Below are 22,891 nucleotides of genomic sequence, written 5' to 3' on the forward strand. Positions count from 1 at the left end.
AGATACTTTCCTTTTAATAAGAATGACGTATCAGTATCAGTGATAGGAGGTCATGAAATGAAATATGTATTTATTAATAAAGTAGTATTACTTCTGGTCTTATTTAACATATTTACTAGTGTTGTTTCTGTTAATGCGGAAGATGAGCAGCTTTATTATTTGTGGAGCGAGTCTTGCCCTGTTTGTGAAACATCGAGCAAATTTTTAGATGAATTGGAGGAAGAAACCACTCTTACTATAGAAAGAGTGGAAATTTCTAATGATCGAGATCGATTTATAGAATTAATTAATGAGTATGATATAACATCTCAGTCTGTCCCAATTTTCATCTATAAAGGTGAAGTTTGGCAAGGATTTAATGAAGTAGTCGAAAGATCCCTAAATAATCGACTTTTAGGGGAAAGTAGAGATGAAAATATTTCCTTTTCAGAAGGAGGAACGTGTAGCGAGAATAACGAAAATGAAGATTGTTCGTTTTCATTAGATGAGACTGATGAAAATGTGGAGTTATTTGGGTGGGATTTATCAAATTACTCCTTGTTTTTTACAACAATGCTTATTGGAATAGTAGATGGATTCAATCCATGTTCTTTATGGGCGTTAATGTTTTTGATCAGTATGATTATACGATTTAAATCTAGAAAACTCATGTTTGTAGTTGGAGGAACCTACATATTAACTGTATCATTTATTTATGGTTTGTTTATCTTAGGGACGTTTGCAGTTGTTATTCAGATCATTGATTATTTTTGGGTTCGGTTTTTATTATTTTCATTAGCAGCTTTTTTTGCATCGGTAAATATTAGAGATGCTTTAGGAAAAGAAAACAAGAAAATGACGTTTTCTATTTCAACAGGTCATAAGAAAGCTTTTATTCAGAAGGTGAGAGATAAATTATTTTCCACGGAACGATTAAGTGGTTTCATTATTGCTTCTATACTGATTGGATTTTTCGCATCAATGATCGAGTTACCTTGCACAGCTGGATTTCCAATTATTTGGAATGGCATTGTATCTAGTCAAAGTATTGCTTTTCAAAGTTATCTAGGTTATCTATTTATATATTTATTTATGTACGTTCTAGTAGAAATCACGATTGTTACCGTTATGGTTGTAACGATGAGAAAAGCTTTTATACAAGAAGAAGCTGGTAGAACGTTGAAATTTATTTCAGGTGCTTTAATGGCATTTTTAGCTGTTGTTCTTCTTTTAGGAAAGACGTACATGAACGATATGACAATCGTATTAGGTGGATCTATCATTATTATACTTTTATCTTTCCTAATTATTAAAATTAATAAAAAGTGGAAATAGGTTCATTTCTAAATTTGAAATAAAACGCCTAATAAGAGGAAATCTCCCAATGTCCATCGAACTCTTAAAATAAATGGACATAGGAGGGGATATGGAATGAATGGATTTGAATATGAAAAGTACGATGGATTAGGTTTAGCAGAGCTCATTCGCAAGAAAGAAGTGAGTAGAAAAGAAGTGCTTGAGAAAGCGATTGCTAAAATTGAAGGATTAAATCCTACTTTAAATGCTGTAAATCATAAATTTTATAAACATGCATTAAACTCTTTGAATGAAATAGATGAGAATAATGGAAGATTTTCTGGAGTCCCAATGTTATTGAAAAACAACACACAAGAAGTAGCAGGGCAAAAGCTCACGTCTGGTTCGAAAGGATTAAAAAACAACCGATCTAAAGTGGATGCAACGTATACGAAACAATTGAAAAAAGCAGGAATGATTATGCTTGGTCATACAAATCTCCCTGAATTTTCACTTATGGGAGTAACAGAGCCGAGTCTTTATGGCCCCGCAAGAAACCCATGGAATATTGGAGTAACACCTGGCGGATCTAGCGGAGGGGCAGGAGCGGCAGTCGCTGCCGGAATGGTCCCTGTTGCTGGAGCGAATGATGGAGGTGGTTCCATTCGAATTCCGGCGGCTTATTGTGGTTTATTTGGCTTGAAACCTACTAGAGGTAGAACACCATGTGGCCCTGCTCGAGGTCGTGTTTGGCAGGGCGCATCTTCAGAACATGTCGTTACAAAATCCGTCAGAGACAGTGCTGCTAGTTTAGATGCTCTTTACGTCAATGAAAAGACAAATGCTTATCGTGCACCTATATTTTATGGTAGCTATTTAGATGTGATGAACCAAGAAATAAAACATCCAATGAGAGTAGCTTATTCATTAAATTCTCCAATTGGTACCTCAGTTGATCTGGAGTGCAAACAAGGAGTTTACCGAGCAGTGAAATGGTTGGAAGAACAAGGACATTATGTAGAAGAAGTTGATCCACCTGTGGATGGACAACAAATAGCGAAAAGTTATTTAACGTTATATTTCGGAGAAGTAGCGGCAAGTCTTAAAGATGTAAAGGAATCACTTGGAAGAAAAGTATCGATGAATGATGTGGAACCTACTACTTGGCTTTTAGGTATGTTAGGAAAAGCAACGAGTGCTGAGCAATTTGTCCTTCAACTTAGAGAATGGGACAAAGCTGCTATTGCAATGGAAACCTTTCATGAAACATATGATTTGTTTATTACACCGACAACGGCAACGACACAAGCTAAGGTTGGGGAGCTATCTTTAAAGAAAAAGGAGAAGGCATTAATACAACTCGTTTCTAGGTTAGGGGCAGGAAAAGCATTACTGAAAACGGGAATGATCGATCAATTAATTGAAGAAAGTTTGATGCGAACCCCATTCACTCAATTAGCGAATTTAACTGGACAACCGGCTATGAGTTTACCTATACATGAAACAAAAGACGAACTACCTGTTGGTGTTCAGGTTATGGCAGCGCGTGGAAGAGAGGATTTACTTCTTAAAGTTGCAGCTAGTTTTGAACGAACTGATTTGTGGATTGATATTCATAAAAACCCTTTTATGAACCTTCATTGATTTTAAATATCTATGTTGAAATAGGTTCTCTTTCCATGAGAGCCTTTTTAATATTGGCTCAGTTCTCGCCTTCGTGTTTATTTTAAAAGTCATCGTTTCTTATAGGAGAAGTACCGAGTCTACTCGTGAAAATCACTATCCAAATGAAAGTCCTGTCACAATATCTAATAGTCGCTTGTAGTCGACAAAATACGACGATATTTTCAATGAATTGCTTGTTTTCATGCAAATAAGATTACTTTCTAATTATTTACATCTAGACTATTGTGAATTAAAATAGATGCGAGGTGATAGTAATGGCGGTTATAACGGTGGATTTTGACGGAACACTTTATCGAGGAAATTCATTTAAAATGATGTTTCAAATGGCTAAAAAAGAATTTACTTGGAATGAGTGGATGAATGTAGGACAAGGACTAGTCAAATCTATTGTCGTAAGAATAACGAAAGGGAAAGATGCTTTCCGTCATTCTTTTTTTAAATCGTTCGCTAGATCTTTCAAAGGTAAAACGGAAAAGGAACTAGAAGATTTTTTTGAAGGGTTAATAAAACAAGGTATAAATGACATTCATTATGATTTGGTTGGGGAAATTCGCAAACATCAAGCAAATGGTGATCATATTGTATTATTATCTGGAGCACTTCAACCTTTTTTGTATGCATTTAAAAAAGAACTAAATTTAGATGTAGATGTTATTAGTACAGAGCTTAAGTTTGATTCTGATGGTAGATGTACCGGTGAAATTGGGACAATCGTAAACGGGGAAGAAAAAGTCAGAAGAATTGTTGATTGGCTAAGTCAAAATCCATCAACATCTAATGCAGGGACGATAAATAACATATGGGCCTATGCAGATAGTGAAAGTGACATTCCTTTACTTGAATTTGTAAACCATCCGGTTGTTGTAAATCCTGGGGAAGACATGAGGCAAATTGCTGAAAAAAATCAGTGGCCTGTTTATTAACGATAGAGTGTCACTTACAGAAAAATTGACTACATACAAAACGAGTTAGGATGTTATTCCTGACTCGTTTTTCTTACTTAAATGGCTTTTGAGATAGCCTCTTTAGTAACTAATCTATGAAAATTCGTGTGTGGATGTTAGGTATTGAAAAAAATAGGTTCATTAAGTTGACTGAAATACCCTTGATGGTATAGAATGGGATTGTTATTAAAGCTAATTATTCGTTATTAAAGAGGGGTATATATGACAATTTTAATGATCTTTATTTTAATAGTAATTGCATATGGTGGTTATATGAGGTATTTTCCTGTTAAAGGAATTTTTGAAAGTAACTTTCGTTCATTTGAAAACCGTGATGATATTCTTATTGTTGATATGCGTACCTTTCAATTGGCTCATAATGACCCTATTAAAGGAAGCATAAGTATGCCTCTTGCTTATTTGAAGAGACATTACCATGACATTGATGAAGAGGAAGTCTACTTAATTGTTTCTGATAAAGTAGAATTAAATATAAGTGCAAGATTTTTAAAAAATCATGGATTCATCATATGTGGATATGAATGTAAACCAGAAGAAATAACGAGACAAATAGAGTCAAATCAAACAGTATTACAAGATGTTTGTAAAGAATCACAATGTTAAAGTCAATCAAAATAGTTAAATAAAAAGTCTCCCAAATGCGAAGTGGGGGACTTTGTTTTGTTTATGAATGTAAAAGCTTCTCTAGATCTTTTTCAATTTTAGCAGGAGATGTTTGTGGTGAATAGCGTTTCACAACGTCACCGTTTTGATCAACTAAAAATTTTGTGAAATTCCATTTTATGTCCGAGCTAAGCATACCAGATTCTTTTTCTTTCAAATGCTTATAGAGAGGATGGGCTTCATTGCCGTTCACCTTAATTTTTTTGAAAAGTGGAAAAGTGACGCCGAAGTTCATCTCACAAGTTTCAATCATATCCTGATCTTCTACAGGTTCTTGTTTCATGAATTGATTGGAAGGGAACCCGAGAACATCGACACCTTGATCCTTATACTGTTGATAAAGTTTTTCAAGTTCTTTAAATTGAGGTGCTAGTCCACATTTTGTTGCTGTGTTTACAATGATAAGTACATTCCCCTTATATGTATCGAGTGAAATATCATCACCGTTAGGTTTCTGTACGGAAAAATCATGAACTGTTGTCATGTGATTACCTCCTTTTTCTCCCATTAGTTTATTAGAAAGAGGATAGAGACGCAAACGATTTGACTTTTCATGTTGAGAGAACGATAAATGACAATAATATGCTAAGATAAAGTGCGGAAGCTGATTTAATTAGTGGAACATTTTTATCAAGTTGATAGTTAGTAATTCTTAATGGTTAAATAGCTGGAGGGATTCCCATCGTTTATTCTTATATATTAATGATTTTTGTCGTTATTTTTTATGCTGGAAATATTTTAGTAGGTAAAGCAATCAATGAATTACCCCCATTTACGATAGCGTTTTTTAGGTTATTTCTCGCTTTTCTTATCGTACTTCCTATTGCTTGGAAAAAAACTTGGATCAATAAAAATTTATTTATAAAATACAAGTGGCCTTTTTTACTTATGACCTTATCTGGAGTAACGTTTTTTAATACATTTATTTACGGATCATTGCAATTTACGACGTCTTCAAATGTCGCTGTACTAGAAACTATTATCCCAGCACTAACCGTCGTACTTAGTGCAATATTATTAAAGGAGCGGTTAATAAAAATTCAATGGTTAGGTGTATGTGTTTCACTATTCGGAGCGTTATGGGTTGTCATGGATGGTCGGATTTTTCAGATAGCGACAATGGATTGGAATCCAGGAGATGGAATAATGATCGGTGCGATTATTTCTTGGTCCGTCTATTCGATCATGGTAAAGAAATACATGCATTTATTTCCGGCTTTCGCTGCTCTTCTCGTCATGACAGGAATATCTATTATCGTTCTCTTACCATTTGTAGCTATAGAATGGCTCATCGTTGGTGTGCCGTCATTGTATCAAACTGACTTAGTGATTGGTCTTGTCTATTTAGGGGTGTTTCCTTCGTTTATAGCATTGATTTTCTTTAATAGAGCAGTTGGTGTTCTCGGGGCTTCTAGAGCATCCATTTTCTTGAACTTTTTACCTGTATTTACGATACTCGGTGCATATTTGTGGTTAAATGAAGAGATCACGTCTATGCAAATAACTGGAACAGTTATTGTCATCTTTGGTGTGCTGATGACAACGCAAGCAGGAAAAAAAAGAGGTAATTCGAAATGGAAGCAGGATAGTTCAACAAGTTAATAGAAGAGCTATAAAACGATATTTAGTAAAATGGGAAGTAGGGGATATGTATGAATATTATGGTTTTTGGAGCTAGCGGTGCAACCGGAAAATTATTTGTTGAACAAGCGTTAGAAGAAGGTCATGAAATTATTGCTTTTATTCGGCCGACATCTGACTTCCCATTCGTACATAAAAGATTAAAAAAAGTCATTGGAGATGCACTTGTTGAAAGCGATATTCTCAATGGAATGAGTAGCGAAGTTGATGCGGTTGTATCTTGTTTAGGTGGTCAAGGATTGAAACCGTCAACCGTAACCTCACAGATGATGACAAATGTTTTGAAAGGTATGGATAAACATCAAGTTAACCGTCTAATCTATTTGGCGAGCGCTGGAGTGCATAAAGAGATTCCAGGTGTTACTGGTTTTATTGCGCAACGCTTGTTACGAAATGTCTTGTCTGATCATCGACGCTCTATAGAAATGATCAAAACAAAAAAATTAGACTGGACAATCGTGCGACCAATGGGGTTAACTGATAAAGCACTAACAAAAAAGTATCGCACATCTCTTGGAATGGTTCCAAAACACGGAAGAAGTATCTCTCGCGCAGATGTGGCACATTTTATGATACAAACGTTAAACAATGATAAGACCGTTCGCCAATCGATCGGATTAGCTACTTGATTTTTATGTAAATACTTATGAATACAGAACAGAGTATAAATTAATGGAAGGGAATGATTTTATTGACTAAAAATATTGTTGAAGCCGACTGGCTCGAGAAACAACAATTAGCTGACGTCGTTATTTTTGATTGTCGTTTTCATTTAGATGATTCTAATAAAGGTTATGAGGAATATTTAGTAAGCCATATTCCGGGAGCTGTTTATTTGGACTTAGAAAAAGATTTATCTGGAGAAGTTCAAATCCATGGAGGAAGACACCCACTCCCTGATATCGATGATTTTATAGAAAAACTCCGCAAATCAGGTGTATCCAAAGATAGCACTGTTGTTGCATATGATGACCAGAGAGGTGCGATGGCATCGCGGCTTTGGTGGATGCTCAACTATGTAGGACATGATAACGTGTATGTCTTAAATGGGGGATTCCAATATTGGGTAGAAAAAGGATATTCAACGAGTAGTCGAATTCCCTTACCAAATCGTTCGAACTTTAAGTACGATCTTCAAACGCATTTAATAGCATCAAAAAGTGAGGTCAAAGATTCAATAGGCGATGATGCAGTTGTGCTAATTGACTCACGTGCAAAAGAGCGATATGAAGGTAAAGTAGAACCAATTGATACCGTGGCCGGACATATTCCAGGAGCTTTTCAAGAAAATTGGCAAGATCGTACGACTGATGTAGGCTTATGGAAAAATCAAACAGAGTTAAGAAAAGAGTTGAATAACTATTTAGAATCTAGTAAAGAAATCATTGTATACTGTGGATCAGGGGTGACTGCATGTGTAAATGTACTTGCATTAACAGAACTTGGAGTAAAACCAAAATTATACATTGGAAGTTGGAGTGACTGGATATCATATAAAGACACCCCAATTATAACGAAATAATAGAGAATAAAAGTGTAATGAAAATCGTAATATCGTCACTCTTTTATTTAATGGATTTCTTTTTTCTTTTTAAACTCTGTTGTCTTTTCTTATTCATTCCTGGAGTGAGATAGCCATCCGGAGACAATATTCCATTACATAAATTGATTTTTCGCAGGAATTCTTCTTGTTCAAAGGCATTATGAATTTCAGATGCTTTCAATAGTATAGTTGCAGCAACTCTTGCATCTTCTAACGCATGGTGATGATGGAACGTCATATCTAAGTAGTGTGCAATGGTATTAAGCTTATAATTGAAAAATTCAGGCCACGTCTTTTTTGCAATGCTCACGGTGCAATTGTATTCCATCGACGGATATGGGAGATGATAGTCATCTAATACATGTCTTAAGACGCTAATATCAAAGCTAGCATTATGAGCAATAACGAGTTTTTTTTCAAAATAACCGACTAATTCTGGCCAAAGTTCCTCGAAAGTCGGTTCATGCTTTACATCTTCCCAAGATATCCCGTGGATGTTTTCACAAATAGGATCAAAGTATGGATCTTTCGGTCGAACTAACGCATATTTCTCGTCAACTATTTCATCATTAACAACGTTGACAAGTCCGATGGCGCAAACACTTCCTCTTCGACTTGAAGCAGTTTCAAAATCAACTGATAAAAAATTCATTTGTTCCTCCTGATTAAATAATCTATTATTCTTTTAGATTAACAGGAGAATATGAAGAAAGGAAGTACTTTTCATTGAAACCTGCACTAGAGAGAAAGGATGTATGTTAGCAAGTGGAGTGTTAAAATGGATATATCAAACGAAATGAGGTGTCAATTTGAAGAAAATCACAATTGGTAAAAGTGATGTGCAAACAGGCAATATTGCATTAGGTTGCATGCGAATGGACAAATTAACAAAAGCAGAAGCGGAAAAAGTAATACATACATCATTGGAAGTAGGTATTGATTTATTTGATCATGCAGATATTTATGGTGGAGGAAAATCAGAAGAGGTATTTGGTAATGCAGTTGATTTAAAGTCTTCTATCCGAGAACAAATGATTCTTCAGACAAAATGTGGAATTAGAGATGGTTTTTTTGATTTTTCTAAAGATCATATCATACAATCTGTGGAAAAGAGCTTGAAACGATTAAACACCGAAAATATCGATATTTTATTACTTCACCGTCCTGATGCTTTAATGGAACCAGAAGAAATTGCGGAAGCTTTCTCACAGCTCAAAGCAAGTGGAAAAGTACGACATTTCGGTGTTAGTAATCAACATCCTTTGCAAGTAGAACTTTTAAAGAAGTATGTTAAAGAAGATTTGATTATTAACCAACTTCAACTTAGCTTATTGCATACACCAATGATAGATGCTGGATTAAATGTCAACATGCAAAATAAACCTTCTATCGTTCACGATAGTAACGTTTTAGAATATAGTCGCTTAAATGATATGACAATCCAAGCTTGGTCTCCATTCCAACATGGCATGATTGAAGGTGTTTTTGTTGGGAATAAAGACTTCCCAGAAGTGAACAATAAACTACAAGAGATTGCAGATAAAAAAGGTGTGACAGATTCAGCCATTGCGGTAGCTTGGATATTACGACACCCTGCTAATATCCAAGCAGTGATAGGGTCAATGAACTTATCAAGGATTAAAGATATTGCCAGAGCATCTGATGTAATACTATCACGTCAGGAATGGTACGAACTTTACAGAGCAGCAGGAAACGATTTACCATAGAGTCCGTTTGATCTATAATAAATTTAAATTATCTGGGCGAATCATAAAGGTAGTAATACCTAATGATTCGCTTTTTCTGATTTATTATTAATTTAATTAATACACGAAGAGGTTGTTAGGTTAAAATGTGTTATTTTGTGAAAATAAGAACGTGTATTCTTAAATGGATGTTCCATATGGTATAATACTCATCAAATTAATGTATGAATTCGATGACTATATAAACATTTTAATGTTTGATTTTTCAAATATGTGGTATAAATAAGTAATACAACTGTTATACAATCTGTCAACGTAGTTACATATTTATATCGAAATTCATACATTTCAACTTTTTCCTATAATAAATTTAATTATAAGTAATGGAGGGGGGATAACATGTCTTTACCTATTAGTCATCTAAAAGATGAGCAGCTAATTGAAGCTTATAAAAATGCTAAAAATCTAGGACTAGATATAGAATTTGTTACTATCCTCAAAGAGGAATTAAAAAATAGAAATATCACTTTAGATAGTAAATCGATTTGTTAGTTGTTGGAGATAGGTTCTTGATTTTTGAACCTATCTTTTTTCTTTTATTAATTACAATCATCCTTTATAAACTTTTTCTTAATTGGCAAAACTATAATACAACACAAGAATTTAGCCAGTTCTATATATCTAATGGAGCGTATTACTTGATATTATAATGGGGTTTATGAGATAATATCTGATGGTTTGAAGATCATTAATAATTGATCTGATAAAGAGATTGTGAAATGAGGGTACGAAAATGACTAAAGAATCCATTTACGGATTAACGTTTGATCAATTGAAAACGTGGTTCACGGAACGAGGGCAAAAGGCATTCCGCGCTAATCAAGTTTGGGATTGGTTATATATTAAACGAGTGACATCATTCTCAGAAATGACGAATTTGAAAAAAGACTGTATTGAGCTTCTCGAAGATAATTTTGATATACAAACATTAGAACTTCATTCAAAACAGAAGTCACAAGACGGTACTGAAAAGTTTTTATTTCGACTAAGTGATGGTAATTTGATTGAAACGGTGTTGATGAGATTTGCTTATGGATCGTCTGTTTGTGTCACAACACAAGTTGGTTGTAACATCGGTTGTAGTTTTTGTGCAAGTGGATTATTATCCAAAGATCGCGACTTAACTAGTGGAGAGATTGTCCAACAGGTGATGAACGTTCAGCTGAGTATGGATGAAGCGAACAAAGAAGAACGCGTCAGCCATATTGTTGTTATGGGTATCGGTGAACCTTTTGATAATTATAAGCATATGATGAACTTCTTTCGGGTAGTAAATAGTGATCGAGGACTTGCTATTGGAGCAAGACATATTACAGTGTCTACGAGTGGAATTATTAACAAGATTTATCAATTTGCTGAGGAAAACCTACAAGTGAATTTAGCTGTTTCTCTTCACGCACCGAACAACGAGCTTCGTACAAGAATAATGAAAGTGAACAAAGGGCAACCGATTGAAAAGCTGATGGAAGCAGTTGATTATTATTTAGAAAAGACGAACCGAAGAATTACGTTTGAATATATTCTTCTTGATGGTGTGAACGATAAGCCAGAGCATGCACGAGAGCTTGTAGAATTGGTTAAGGATAAAAAGAAATTAACCTATGTAAATCTTATCCCTTACAACCCGGTTGATGAATATATTCAATACAAACAAAGTAAAAAAGGTTCGATCCTGACATTTTATGATATTCTAATGAAAAATGGCGTACAGTGTGGTGTTCGTCATGAACAAGGATCAGACATTGACGCTGCTTGTGGACAGTTAAGAAGTAAACAAATGAAAAAAGATAGAGAGAAATCAAAAGCATAAATACACAATTTAAACCCTACACCTATTTGATAGGATGTAGGGTTTTCTAATTTTAATAAATTGCTCTACAATATGAAATACCTAAATTAAGTCACCTATTGTGTTCTGTAAAACAGAATCATAAGGACGTGATAGCATATACAATTACAAGTAGAGGAAGTGCAATAGTTATAGAACCAGATATGATTCCAAGTTTAGCCATTCCTTTTCCTACTTGTTCTGTCGTTCTCATTTGGACCAATGCTATAATACCGAATATAATACTAATGAAGCCAATAATCATCCCTACATAAACAATGATAAGCAAAAATAAAATAGAAAGTGCACCTAAAAAGGCGGAAATAATTGCGTTAACATTATTATCAAATCGTGGGGCTTTCTTTTCATAACCGATATTAGACGTTTGTTCACTCAATAAAATCACCTCATTTTCTTTTCACTAGTTTATTTTACAGTGAAAAGGAATGGTTAACAATAGGGAATGAAAGAGTCTAAATATATCTCATTACGATAAAAGCATCTGTAGCAACTCCATATACATTTTAATATGATAAGATATTTTAATAGGCATGTGTTATAAATGGGAGGGGAATGCAATCACTTATAATGAAAATGATAATCCAATAGATAAAAAAGAAGAAGAACTCTTTTTTGACGGAGAAAATTATTACACAAAAGAAGAATTTTTTAACCCTGAGGAAGAAGTGGAAGAAAAAAACTCTCCTCCTAAAAAGAAATTAAAAGGAATGAAAATTATAATAGCATCTTTACTTATTGTTGCTTTATTGAGTAATGTATTTGCAATATGGCCAAGGTTATTTAATCTTCCAGCCATTGACTTTATTGCTACATCTCAAGAATTGTCTAATAACGAACAGGTCCAAGAGTATAAGGAATCTATTGTAGTTGTAAGAACAGACAATAGTAAAGGGACGGGATTTTACATTTCAGACGAAGGGTATATTATGACAAATGAGCACGTCGTTAGTAACGATCCTCAACCTGTTGTTACGTTTGAAGATGGTCAAAGTTATCGAGCTCGTGTAGTTGAAAATAATGAAGAGATGGATATTTCCATTTTACAAATTGAACCCGGTGATTATGCTCCCCCTGTTTTGGAATTTGACGAAAGTTGGGAAGAAGGTATTCCAGTTTACGTTATTGGAAATCCGCTTTTTTTTAATTACATTGCAAATGAAGGGGATTTAATAGGAACTACAACAACACAAAGTAGAGATAACCCAGTATTAATGCTTGATGCACCGATTTATCAAGGGAGTAGTGGGAGTCCTGTTATTAATCATGATGGAAATGTTGTGGGTGTCGTTTATGCAACAACGCGATTAGACCATAAAGGTTCAAGAACAAAAGTTGGTCTTGCTATTCCAGTAAGTGATTTTACGGAATATTTAGAGTACACCAATTAGAGGGTTAATTACGGACATCCAATCAAATGAAAGCTAAATGCATATGATGTACTATACCTTATTATAAAGAGTTCATTGAAATGGCGTTTATTGGAATAAATCAATGACGTTTTCTGAGCATCTTTTTAAAGGACGGTGATTGGATGTCATTTATTCTCATTGTAGTTTTATTTGTTTTATTAATTATAGTAGGTATATCTTATATGAAATAAATAAACGAAGAAAAGCAACCTCATTTGGTTGCTTTTCTTTTACTCGTTCCAAAATGAATAGAAAAGGTTAGAATATTTATTTTATAAAGTATAGATTTGTCTAAAAATTCTGTGTATGATATACATATATACGTTAGATGTCCGACATCTTTTGAAAGCAGGCGATGAAAAATGAAGAGAATTGGAGTTTTGACAAGTGGGGGAGATGCACCGGGAATGAATGCGGCTATCCGTAGCATTGTTCGCTCTGCAATTTATCATGGAATAGAAGTAATGGGAGTTAACAGGGGATTTCGAGGGTTAATTGAAGGAGACCTGTTTATGATGGATGTCTCTTCAGTGGGTGATATTATCCATAAAGGTGGGACGATGTTAAAATCATCTCGCTCTGAAGAATTCAAGACAATAGAAGGAAGAAAAAAAGCAATGGAGAACTTGAATAACGCAAGTATTGAGGGACTTGTTGTAATTGGGGGAGACGGTTCTTTTCAAGGAGCAAGAGAAATAAGTGAATTAGGTATTAAAACAATTGGTATTCCAGGAACAATCGATAATGATCTTGCTTATACAGATTTTACGATTGGTTTTGACACAGCAGTAAATACTGTATTGGATTCGATCTCGAAAATTCGCGATACATCAACATCACATGAAAAAGCAACGATTATTGAAGTTATGGGAAGAAACTGCGGAGATATCGCTCTTCATGCTGGAATTTCTGGAGGAGCTGAAAGTATTGTCATTCCAGAGATGCCATTGAAAATAGAAGATATGATAAAGAAATTAAATCAAGGATATGATCGAGGTAAACTGCACCACATCATTTTACTAGCAGAAGGGGCTGGTAAAGCGGAAGATATGAGAATCGAACTTGCTGAAAAAGCAGGAATTGATGCAAGAGTAAGTGTTTTAGGTTTTATTCAGAGAGGTGGAGATCCAACCTCATTTGATCGAATATTAGCGAGTAAAATGGGAGTTCATGCAGTAGAAATGTTACTTGAAGGTTATACGAACATGGTTGTCGGAATAAAGGACAGTCATTTGTTTCATATGGATATAACGGAGTCATTAAAAGTGAAGAAAAGGTTTGATAAGGATTTGTATCGGTTAACAGAGCTTTTATCCATTTAATTAATATTAAATACTCATGGATGACTATTAGAAATCAATCAAAAAACGAGCATGATGGACATGCTCGTTTTTTGATGCATAAATATAATTATCTATAACAGTCTACCCATCCATTTCGAATCGTTTTTACGGTTGCATCCGTTCTATCAGAAGCTTGCATTTTTTTCAATAATGAGCTAATGATTGTTGATACAGTAGAGCGAGCAAAATGCATTTTTTCAGCAATTTCTGAATTACTATGGCCATCCAATAGAAGTTGAAGTACTTGATAATCTCTATCAGATAATTCAAGTGTAATTTTGTCTTTATTTAAAATAAATTGTTTGATTGGTTTAGAAAATGTTTTCTTAAAATCTAGCTCTGAACTTAAATTTTTGTGCAATCCTTGTTCTAAAAACATCGCATTTTTTTCTAGAGAATTTAAAATAGTTTCATATTCAAAGTTTAGAAACGACAAGGATACAATACCGTTAATCGGTAGAAGCAAATATTTAATTATATTTTTATCAAGAGGACCGCTAATCACTAGAAGAGTCCTCGTATTACAATGGTCGTAATGCAAATGGGTTTCTAATTGCTGTTTTGTTTGTTCACTATATCCATCAACAACATAGAAATTCCAATGTTTAATATTATTTCCAGATTGAAACTTTCTCATTTCGATATGGTTACTAACATTTTCTATTAATGACGTAGGCATCAGGTCTTTTGAATCATTAAATAAGATGCTGTTTTGTTGCGTGTTATCGATTCTTGTATTCGTTTTTAACATGATGGAACCTCCTTGTGTATAGTCATTTCACTATAGTGAACTATACCAAGTCAGCAAATTGCCTATTTGAAAGGAATAAATAAAAAAACATCCTGTTACAGGATGTTTATCCTGAAACGGCAACTGGCTGGCATAGCATAGCTTTAGCCCCTGTAGTTTTGCGTCACTGTGTTTCCACAGTTTTGCCAAGATCGTTTCTATTAAAGTGAAATGTTTTCCGTTACTTAAGAACCATTACTATTAAATCTTACAATACTTTCCTCTATAATTCAACATTATTTTGAATAAGTTTTCATTTTTTCAGATTTTTTAGCAATTTAACAATAAAATTGTAATATTCTTGTCATTAAAATTAGCGAAAGCTTTGCTTTGTAAAATAACATAAAAATAGTGTATATTAAAGATAACTTAAAATTTTGCTAATTCTTTTATTTGAGGCTCTATCTCCATGATTTCCTTTTAGAGAAGGGAGGTGAAAAAATGGGTATAAGGCATTACAAAAAAATGGAGGAATTAATTGATGAGTATTTAGCCATTGAAAATATGATTAATGAAGGAGGAGACATAAGACAAGACTTATATGATCTAAAAGAAAACCTCGATAAAGTAATGGAAGAAAAATCCATTTAGAAAGGAATTATTCCATTGAGTATGTATTTTTCAAAGTAAAAAAACTACCTGACATTGTTATGAAACGATCAGGTAGTTTTTTATTATTTTTCACTCAGTCGCTTTTTTTTCAAAAAGAAATGAATAAGCATAAAGGCGAGATATAATAAAATGGCGAAAATGATCCAATTTGAATATTCTATCGATGCATTGAATCTTGTAACCGCAAGAAGTGAGATAAGTAAAACAGTAATGATTGTCCCGTATTTTGGGATAGGAACTTCTTTTAAGCTAGGGATTTTTAATTTACTAACCATAAGTACGCATAGTAATGTGTATATCACTGAAATAGCTGCTTGAGGAACGATAAAGTTGAATATTGTTAAAAGGGCAATAATTCCTCCAGCTGCGGTTATAGGAACTCCAGTAAAAAAGCCTTTCGTTGATGTTTGTTCATCAATATTAAAACGAGCAAGTCGAATGGCCCCAAATACAGGGAACATTCCAGCAATCATAAGACCTGTCATTCCCATGTTTGAAAAAGTTGTTCCAAACATTAAAATCGCAGGAGCGACACCGAATGTGACAATATCTGCTAGAGAATCTAATTCCTTTCCAAAAGCTGTTTCTACATCAAGTTTTCTTGCCATCCAGCCATCCATGCTATCGAGCATCATTCCTATTAGGATGAAAATGGCTGCATTTTGGTAATCTCCCATGAAAGCAGCACCCACGGATAAGAAGCCAAATATTAAATTAGACATTGTAATACCGTTAGGGATGTTTCGTTTAATCAATTGATCACGTCCTCAGTAAATTCCAGAATTTTCTGTTGCAATAGAAATAATCACCCGTGTTTATTAAAAGGTGACCACTCATCGTTCATTATGAATAAGTACAACTGTTGAACATTACCGTTTGGTATTCACGAAAATAGTGTGTATAGTGAGCCAAATCGTATGTTTAGGTAGTTTTAAACGAAGCGGATAGAAATTCGATGGGTTATTCCCCAAGACTTATTTTCATAGCTAGAACAACTATATAATGAAAAAAGTGGTATTCACACATTTTAAATTATACCTTTTCATTAACGGATATACAATTATCTATGAAAAGAAATATATGATTAGTATATAGAAATTTATAGAACTCCTTTATATCACTTGCTACCTTGATGGAGTCTGACCTTGTTATTCCTTGCGTTTATTTTCTGATTTAATAGAAAAAACTGCGTTTATAACATTAAAAAATGAACTCCCCCGAAATATAAGGGAGTTCGATAATCATTCATTAACTTGCTTGTTCGATTTTTTCATTTTTCTTTTCTATTTGTTTCTTTCGATCCTTTTTTTCTAATAAAAGGTAAAGCGACGGAATTAATAATAATGTGATCGTTGTAGCAAACAGAAGACCAGAGATGACGATTGTCGCTAATGGTGCTTGATAACTTGCCGATGCTCCTCCAAAAATAGCTAAAGGTAACATCCCACCTACTGTCGTTAACGTCGTCATAAATACTGGTCTTAACCGATTTTTACCAGCTTCAACGACAGCTTCACTCGTTGATATTCCTCTGCGTTTTAATTGGTTTGTTCGGTCTACAAGTAGGATCGCATTATTTAAAACAATACCTAGTAACATAAGTAATCCCATAGAAGAGATAATGCTTAATTCGTGTTGTGTAATTAATAATCCGACTATGACTCCAGTTGCTGTAAATGGAATGATAGACATGACGATAAGTGGATGTTTTAAGCTATTAAATTGAATTGTCATAACTACATAAACTAGAAAGATGGAGATAGCAAATATAAGTAATAAATCTGTCATCGCTTCTTGTTGTTCTTGCAAGTCTCCGCCTAAGCTTATCGTGTAGTTTTGAGAATGTTCTCGAGTGGAAAGCCAGTCTTGAATATCTCTATTTATAGATCCTAAATCACGGTTTTCAATGTTGGCCATGACTTTTACAACTCGTTCTCCATTTTTTCTTTCAATATTAGAAGGAGTAGATATAGTTTCAAAGTCAATATAATCAGATAGTTTCTTTTCCCCTTCTAATGTGATAACTGGAACATTTAGCAACTCTTCTTTTGTTTGAGGAGATTCTTCTTCTGCTAAGTATACAGGTAGCCATTCTGAACCTGACGCGTGATCAGGAATTTCAGTAATAGGGTCTGAGTTATTAGGCTGATTAATTAATTCTAACATTTCAAAGGAAGATACGTTGTCGTTGGCTAAACTGGTTTCATTTAATACGATTTTTTCAGTTTCTTGCCCATGATCAAATGATGTCATAACATTAGTTAATCCATCGATCGATTCAAGTTTATTTTTCGTTTCCAAAGCTACCGACTCTAATTGTTCAAAGTTTTCACCAGATATTTCTAGTTGAACGGGTTGTTGACCGTTCATTTCCATAATGTTTCCGACACTTATGATTGGTTGATTGTCTTCCAATTCTCGAATAGCTGAGATAATGTTTTCGTTAACAATATCTTGTTCTAAGGTAATTTCATCATCTTTTGTCATATTAATTATTGCGTATAAGAAATCTCTAGAATCCATAATCGTATAACTTTCTACATCATTAAGAGGTTTTAACTGGTTATGGATTGCATCTGCTACTTTCTCTCTTTCTTGCTTAGTTAAGCCATCTTCTACGTCAATCATCAGTTCTGAATATCGATTGAACATATCTGGCATAAGGACGACAGATATTTTGCTCGTTAACATGAGAGAGCTTGCTAATATGATAATAAAAACACCAATGATAGCAAAACTTCTCCTCTTTTTAACTGCTAACCATTGTAGCGTTTTTGCATAATAGGTGACTAATAGACCTTCTTTCGCTTTTGTATTAGGCTTGTTAATTTTTAAAAAGTTTTCTGCTAAAGTAGGAATTAATGTAAAGGAAATTAGTAATGAACTTACTAACGTGATGACAACGACGACAGAAAGTACAATCATAAATGCTCCCATATCTCCACCGAACAAACCTATAGGCAAAAAAACAACCATTGTTGTTAGCATAGAAGCAAAGACAGCTGAAGCAACTTCTTTTACTCCAGTGACTACAGCATCCACACCTTTAAATCCTTGTTCTTTCTTTCGATAAATAGCTTCTAGTATTACAATAGACGCGTCCACCATCATACCAATACCTAATCCTAAGGCAATCATGGATAACATATTAAAACTATAACCTAAAATCCACATTGTGGAGAAAGTCAATAATATAGAGAGTGGAATAGAAATACCAACGATTAACGTTGCACGAAAATTTCGTAAGAACATAAACAAGATGGCAATTGCGATTGCTCCTCCAATTAATACATTTTGAGTGACACCGTCGATTGCTTCTTGTACATAATCTGCTTGAGCAACAAGCTCATTTAAGGCAAAGCCATTAACTGATCCTTCTTCCTCTATTAATTTCACTTCTTCGCGAACAGCTTCTGCCATATCTAGTTGCGTATAACTGTCTGCTCTGCCTATTTCTACAAAAACGAATCCTGATTCTCCATCTTTCCAAGCCTCTACATCTGTTTCAGATACAACTTGTTCGATGGAAGCAACGTCATCAATTATAATAGTTCCAATTCTCGTATCCAATAAATCATAAACAGATTGAAAAGATTGTTCCCACCTTATTTGAGGATTTCCTTCTTCTTTATCTAAAGAACCTAACATCATATCCTGATTTGAAAGTTGAATAGAATCAACTACTTGATCAACAGTTAGGTTATTTTCACTTAGCTTTTCTTCGTCGAAAGAGATTTTCCAGCTTTTTTCTTCTAACCCTGATAAAGATACTTCTCTTACTTCTGGTAATGCTTCGAGTCTTGGTTTTACGACAGTACTTGCAAAACGGCTCATTTCTTCCAAACTACCTTTTGAAATATCCATATAAAATTCAAATGGTTGTTCTGTTGAAAATTGTTGAACGTTTAATGAAGTAAGTGAAGAAATTTCGTTCAATAAAGGTTGAAGATTTCTTTCCACATCTTCTGATACCTTTTCACCCATCCCGTTATCTGTTAAAAAAGTAATTTGAGTGAAACCATCTGATGAGTTTGAAGTATAAGAGTCAATGTTGTCAATCGAATCTAGTTTTTGTTCAGCCGCTTTTGTGACTCTTTCTTCCACTTCTAATGGTGTTAGAGAAGGGCTTTCTAAATAGACAACCCCTCCATCCATACTCACAGGAGGCATTAATTCTTTTTCGAGCTTATCAATGGAAAAAATACCAATACCGATAATAAGTGCGACCATTAAACCAACGATTAACTTGCGAGATAATAATAATTTTAATACATTCATTTGAATCCCCTACCTTATATGTTTTATAAGTTAATCATATGGTAGTTATGTTCATTAGGGGATGGTCTAGAGGCGGGACTTATATAAGACTTGAGGCGTAACTATTTGTAAGATATATTAAGTATGGATAGGGGAACAATTTACATGATAGTGGTCTTTTATCCAAATGGATTGCAAAGAAGAAATATATTTTTGCAAATCCATGAACTAGTCATTAACAATATGATAAAATAGTCGACAGATGATGATTAATGGAGGGGAAAAATGAGCAGAGCTAGAGACTTATCAAAAATGAAGTTGTTTTCGCTGAATTCAAATGTTCCTCTTGCTGAGGAGATTGCTAAACTTATCAAGGTTGATTTAGGTAAAAGTTCCATTAAAAGGTTTAGCGACGGAGAAGTTCAGATGAATATTGAAGAGACAATCAGAGGGTACGATACATATCTGATTCAATCAACAGCAGAGCCTGGAAACGAATACCTTATGGAATTACTTATTATGATTGATGCATTAAAGAGAGCATCAGCGCAAACCATTAACGTTGTCATTCCATACTATGGTTACTCAAGACAAGATAGGAAGGCTCGTTCACGAGAGCCTATAACAGCAAAATTAATAGCAAACTTACTTGAGGCAGCTGGTGCTACAAGAGTCATTTCTGTTGACTTACACGCTCCTCAAGTACAAGGGTTTTTCAATATTCCAGTTGATCAATTAAAAGCTAATTCAATTATTGCCAACTATTTCTTGGAGAAGAAATTAGAAGATGTGGTTGTCGTAGCTCCTGAAAATGCCGGAACAGCAAGAGCTAGAGGATTAGCGAATAAATTAGATGCTCCGATTGCATTTTTAGATAAGCAACGGAGTTCAGATCCTAATTCCGTTCATGGTATTAATGTGATTGGGGACATAAAAGGAAAAACAGCGATTATTTTGGATGATATGATAGATACTGCAAGAACGGTTACATCAGGTTCACTAGCACTGTTGCAAAATGGCGCGAAAGAAGTTTATGCATGCTGTACACATGGAGTTTTATCTGAGCCAGCTGTAACAAGAATTCGAGAATCTCAATTAAAAGAAGTGATCATTACAAATTCAATATATCAAGCATTAGAAAAGAGAGATGAACGTATAACGACCCTTTCAATCGGACCATTATTAGCGGAAGGCATTCTAAGAGTGCAACATAATGAATCCGTTAGCTCGTTGTTTGATTAAAGTTTTAGTTGATTAAATGGAATGAGAACTTTAACGAATGAATTAAATAGGAAAGAGCTGATTACTTAACTATGATCAGCTCTTTTTTTGGTGTTTAGGAAACTTTAGATTTTTGAGTAAGTGTCTTAAGTGGGTAAAAATGGGGTGTAGTTAAGAAAATTTTAAAGATCATTTTGCTGATTTTTGGGAGATGTACGATGTTTTTTTCTTAAATGATTGAGAAGTTTCAATTTTTGTAAAACTATAAATTCCTTTAGTAGAAATAACTATTAAAACACAATTCTAACTAGTTACAGGAATATCCTCACTATAAAAACTGCACTTCCTAAACAAAGGAAGTGCAGTAAAAGTTATATTCTTTTATCCTACTCGTTTCTCTTCTTCTTTCTCTTCTTTTCGTTTCTTTTTAAATTTCTTCGTTTCATTAACAACGACGCCTGATAATAGCAGTAGTGCAATTAAGTTTGGAAATGCCATTAGTCCATTCATCACGTCTGCGAATCCCCATACAATATCAAGGGACACAACAGCACCAATGAATAGCGCGATAACAAACGCGATTCGATAAGGCATAGCAGCTCTTAAACCAAATAAATAGGTGAAACACTTTTCTCCAAAATAAGACCAACCGATTATTGTTGAAAATACGAAGAACAATAACGCAATTGCAACGATAATACCACCAAAACCTGGTAAATATTGTTCAAATGCAGCAGAAGTTAGCTGTGCAGAAGAATCAAATTCATCTGCTCTTGCATACATTCCACTCATTACGAGTGCTAATCCAGTGATTGTACAAACAATAATGGTATCAATAAATACTTGTGTCATCGAAACGAGCGCTTGTCTTGCAGGTAAATCAGTTTTTGCAGCAGCAGCAGCAATTCCGCCCGTACCAAGACCAGCTTCGTTAGAGAAGATTCCTCGGGCTACCCCTTGCTGAATCACAGCACCTACAGCTCCACCAGCAACTGCCTGGCCGGTAAACGCATCCGTAAAAATAAGACCAAAAGCACTTGGTACATCAGCTACATTAAAAAGAACAATTAAGAGTCCAGCACCAATATAAAAAATAATCATAACAGGAACAATGATACCGACCACTTTCCCGATACTTCTAATTCCGCCAATAATAACCAAGGCTACAAGAATGGATAAAAATAGACCCGTTACCCAAACTGGAATATTGAAGTTTTGACTAGCAACACCGGCAGCTTCATGAGATTGCACCATGTTCCCGATTCCAAAGGCTGCAACTGCGGCAAAACCAGCGAAAAGGACTGCAAGCCATTTCATGTTTAATCCTTTTTCAATGTAGTACATTGGTCCACCAGACATTTCTCCACGATCATTTTTCACGCGATAGTGTACACCGAGGATGGCTTCACTATATTTCGTAGCCATTCCTACAAAAGCAGTGATCCACATCCAAAAGACGGCACCAGGACCACCAACAGCAACTGCTGATGCAACACCAGCAATATTACCGGTTCCAACAGTTGCAGCTAAAGCTGTCATCAAGGCTTGGAAATGAGTGATATCCCCTTTTGATTTTACATCTCCTTTTTTAAATACTAATGATAATGCATAAGGTAGTTGTTGAAAAGAGAAAAACGTTAACCGAATAGTTAAATAAAGACCAGTACCTACTAGTAAAAAGATTAACGGTAACCCCCATACAAAACCACTAACACTATTAATAATATTTTCTACTGTTTCCACGGGCACATCTCCTTTTTATGTAATATTTATTAATGGAATATAAAGAATATTCTAACACAAATTTTCCAAATGAAAATCTTTTTTTATATTATCGAAATATAGTTAAGAGAATAATACAAAAAACCAAG

At 34.4% G+C, this 22,891-nt stretch carries 22 protein-coding genes and 1 riboswitch; of the genes, 15 read left to right on the forward strand and 7 right to left on the reverse strand.

From position 1 onward, the window contains the following. The first annotated feature begins 57 nt into the window (after positions 1 to 57). The 4 genes from QDN89_RS14440 (at position 58) to QDN89_RS14455 (ending at position 4,529) form a co-directional block, all read left to right on the forward strand. A complete protein-coding gene (locus QDN89_RS14440) occupies positions 58 to 1,314 on the forward strand; it encodes a hypothetical protein (protein ID WP_280770861.1) in 1,257 nt (418 codons plus the stop codon). A 96-nt stretch (positions 1,315 to 1,410) separates the two neighbouring features. Then, positions 1,411 to 2,919: an amidase family protein gene (locus QDN89_RS14445; RefSeq protein WP_280770862.1), complete on the forward strand. Its 1,509-nt coding sequence runs from the start codon at positions 1,411 to 1,413 to the stop codon at positions 2,917 to 2,919. Between the two features lie 296 nt (positions 2,920 to 3,215). Next, positions 3,216 to 3,884, forward strand: a complete 669-nt coding sequence (locus QDN89_RS14450) for an HAD family hydrolase (RefSeq protein ID WP_280770863.1) — start codon at positions 3,216 to 3,218, stop codon at positions 3,882 to 3,884. 243 nt (positions 3,885 to 4,127) lie between these two features. Beyond that, the gene (locus QDN89_RS14455) at positions 4,128 to 4,529 is read left to right on the forward strand and encodes a hypothetical protein (RefSeq protein WP_280770864.1); all 402 of its coding nucleotides are present in this window, start codon (positions 4,128 to 4,130) and stop codon (positions 4,527 to 4,529) included. A 61-nt stretch (positions 4,530 to 4,590) separates the two neighbouring features. Here the strand turns inward: QDN89_RS14455 and QDN89_RS14460 are convergent, their stop codons facing one another. Then, positions 4,591 to 5,073, reverse strand: coding sequence for a glutathione peroxidase (locus tag QDN89_RS14460; protein WP_280770865.1), 483 nt, complete (start codon positions 5,071 to 5,073; stop codon positions 4,591 to 4,593). A 218-nt stretch (positions 5,074 to 5,291) separates the two neighbouring features. Here QDN89_RS14460 and QDN89_RS14465 point away from each other — a divergent pair, with 218 nt between their 5' ends. From QDN89_RS14465 to QDN89_RS14475, 3 genes are all read left to right on the forward strand, one after another. After that, positions 5,292 to 6,191, forward strand: coding sequence for a DMT family transporter (locus tag QDN89_RS14465; RefSeq protein ID WP_280770866.1), 900 nt, complete (start codon positions 5,292 to 5,294; stop codon positions 6,189 to 6,191). Between the two features lie 50 nt (positions 6,192 to 6,241). Beyond that, positions 6,242 to 6,859: an NAD(P)-dependent oxidoreductase gene (locus QDN89_RS14470; RefSeq protein ID WP_280770867.1), complete on the forward strand. Its 618-nt coding sequence runs from the start codon at positions 6,242 to 6,244 to the stop codon at positions 6,857 to 6,859. Between the two features lie 62 nt (positions 6,860 to 6,921). After that, positions 6,922 to 7,752, forward strand: coding sequence for a sulfurtransferase (locus tag QDN89_RS14475; protein ID WP_425335405.1), 831 nt, complete (start codon positions 6,922 to 6,924; stop codon positions 7,750 to 7,752). A gap of 43 nt (positions 7,753 to 7,795) precedes the next feature. Here QDN89_RS14475 and QDN89_RS14480 read toward each other — a convergent pair whose 3' ends face one another. Continuing rightward, a complete protein-coding gene (locus QDN89_RS14480) occupies positions 7,796 to 8,425 on the reverse strand; it encodes a 3'-5' exonuclease (RefSeq protein WP_280770869.1) in 630 nt (209 codons plus the stop codon). A gap of 157 nt (positions 8,426 to 8,582) precedes the next feature. On the opposite strand from QDN89_RS14480, the gene QDN89_RS14485 reads away from it, so the two are divergent. The 3 genes from QDN89_RS14485 (at position 8,583) to rlmN (ending at position 11,349) form a co-directional block, all read left to right on the forward strand. Next, positions 8,583 to 9,500, forward strand: a complete 918-nt coding sequence (locus tag QDN89_RS14485; RefSeq protein WP_280770870.1) for an aldo/keto reductase — start codon at positions 8,583 to 8,585, stop codon at positions 9,498 to 9,500. Between the two features lie 378 nt (positions 9,501 to 9,878). After that, positions 9,879 to 10,031, forward strand: coding sequence for a sporulation histidine kinase inhibitor Sda (sda, locus tag QDN89_RS14490; protein ID WP_280770871.1), 153 nt, complete (start codon positions 9,879 to 9,881; stop codon positions 10,029 to 10,031). Positions 10,032 to 10,272: 241 nt separating this feature from the next. Then, positions 10,273 to 11,349 carry a dual-specificity RNA methyltransferase RlmN gene (rlmN, locus tag QDN89_RS14495; RefSeq protein WP_280770872.1) on the forward strand — a complete coding sequence of 359 codons (1,077 nt, stop codon included), beginning with the start codon at positions 10,273 to 10,275 and terminating at the stop codon, positions 11,347 to 11,349. Between the two features lie 118 nt (positions 11,350 to 11,467). Here the strand turns inward: rlmN and QDN89_RS14500 are convergent, their stop codons facing one another. Beyond that, a complete protein-coding gene (locus QDN89_RS14500; protein WP_280770873.1) occupies positions 11,468 to 11,764 on the reverse strand; it encodes a DUF4190 domain-containing protein in 297 nt (98 codons plus the stop codon). A gap of 154 nt (positions 11,765 to 11,918) precedes the next feature. On the opposite strand from QDN89_RS14500, the gene QDN89_RS14505 reads away from it, so the two are divergent. From QDN89_RS14505 to pfkA, 3 genes are all read left to right on the forward strand, one after another. After that, positions 11,919 to 12,776, forward strand: coding sequence for a S1 family peptidase (locus QDN89_RS14505; protein WP_280770874.1), 858 nt, complete (start codon positions 11,919 to 11,921; stop codon positions 12,774 to 12,776). A 143-nt stretch (positions 12,777 to 12,919) separates the two neighbouring features. Continuing rightward, on the forward strand, positions 12,920 to 12,988 hold the full coding sequence (locus QDN89_RS14510; protein ID WP_280771039.1) for a YjcZ family sporulation protein: 69 nt from the start codon (positions 12,920 to 12,922) through the stop codon (positions 12,986 to 12,988). A 171-nt stretch (positions 12,989 to 13,159) separates the two neighbouring features. Next, positions 13,160 to 14,119, forward strand: a complete 960-nt coding sequence (gene pfkA / locus QDN89_RS14515; protein WP_280770875.1) for a 6-phosphofructokinase — start codon at positions 13,160 to 13,162, stop codon at positions 14,117 to 14,119. Between the two features lie 88 nt (positions 14,120 to 14,207). Here pfkA and QDN89_RS14520 read toward each other — a convergent pair whose 3' ends face one another. Beyond that, positions 14,208 to 14,891, reverse strand: coding sequence for a LuxR C-terminal-related transcriptional regulator (locus QDN89_RS14520; protein WP_280770876.1), 684 nt, complete (start codon positions 14,889 to 14,891; stop codon positions 14,208 to 14,210). 115 nt (positions 14,892 to 15,006) lie between these two features. Next, positions 15,007 to 15,088: riboswitch (cyclic di-GMP riboswitch) on the reverse strand. A 283-nt stretch (positions 15,089 to 15,371) separates the two neighbouring features. Here QDN89_RS14520 and QDN89_RS14525 point away from each other — a divergent pair. After that, on the forward strand, positions 15,372 to 15,521 hold the full coding sequence (locus QDN89_RS14525) for a hypothetical protein (RefSeq protein WP_280770877.1): 150 nt from the start codon (positions 15,372 to 15,374) through the stop codon (positions 15,519 to 15,521). 83 nt (positions 15,522 to 15,604) lie between these two features. Here QDN89_RS14525 and pssA read toward each other — a convergent pair whose 3' ends face one another. Together pssA and QDN89_RS14535 are read right to left on the reverse strand one after the other, a co-directional pair. Then, on the reverse strand, positions 15,605 to 16,297 hold the full coding sequence (pssA, locus tag QDN89_RS14530; protein ID WP_280770878.1) for a CDP-diacylglycerol--serine O-phosphatidyltransferase: 693 nt from the start codon (positions 16,295 to 16,297) through the stop codon (positions 15,605 to 15,607). A 493-nt stretch (positions 16,298 to 16,790) separates the two neighbouring features. After that, the gene (locus QDN89_RS14535) at positions 16,791 to 19,820 is read right to left on the reverse strand and encodes an efflux RND transporter permease subunit (RefSeq protein WP_280770879.1); all 3,030 of its coding nucleotides are present in this window, start codon (positions 19,818 to 19,820) and stop codon (positions 16,791 to 16,793) included. 264 nt (positions 19,821 to 20,084) lie between these two features. On the opposite strand from QDN89_RS14535, the gene QDN89_RS14540 reads away from it, so the two are divergent. Further along, positions 20,085 to 21,041, forward strand: coding sequence for a ribose-phosphate diphosphokinase (locus QDN89_RS14540; protein WP_280770880.1), 957 nt, complete (start codon positions 20,085 to 20,087; stop codon positions 21,039 to 21,041). Between the two features lie 360 nt (positions 21,042 to 21,401). Here the strand turns inward: QDN89_RS14540 and QDN89_RS14545 are convergent, their stop codons facing one another. Then, positions 21,402 to 22,763 carry an alanine/glycine:cation symporter family protein gene (locus QDN89_RS14545; RefSeq protein WP_280770881.1) on the reverse strand — a complete coding sequence of 454 codons (1,362 nt, stop codon included), beginning with the start codon at positions 22,761 to 22,763 and terminating at the stop codon, positions 21,402 to 21,404. Between the last annotated feature and the right edge of the window lie 128 nt (positions 22,764 to 22,891).

Origin of the sequence: Salipaludibacillus daqingensis, assembly GCF_029891575.1 — a bacterium.
In the GTDB taxonomy this organism is placed as follows: domain Bacteria; phylum Bacillota; class Bacilli; order Bacillales; family Salisediminibacteriaceae; genus Salipaludibacillus; species Salipaludibacillus daqingensis.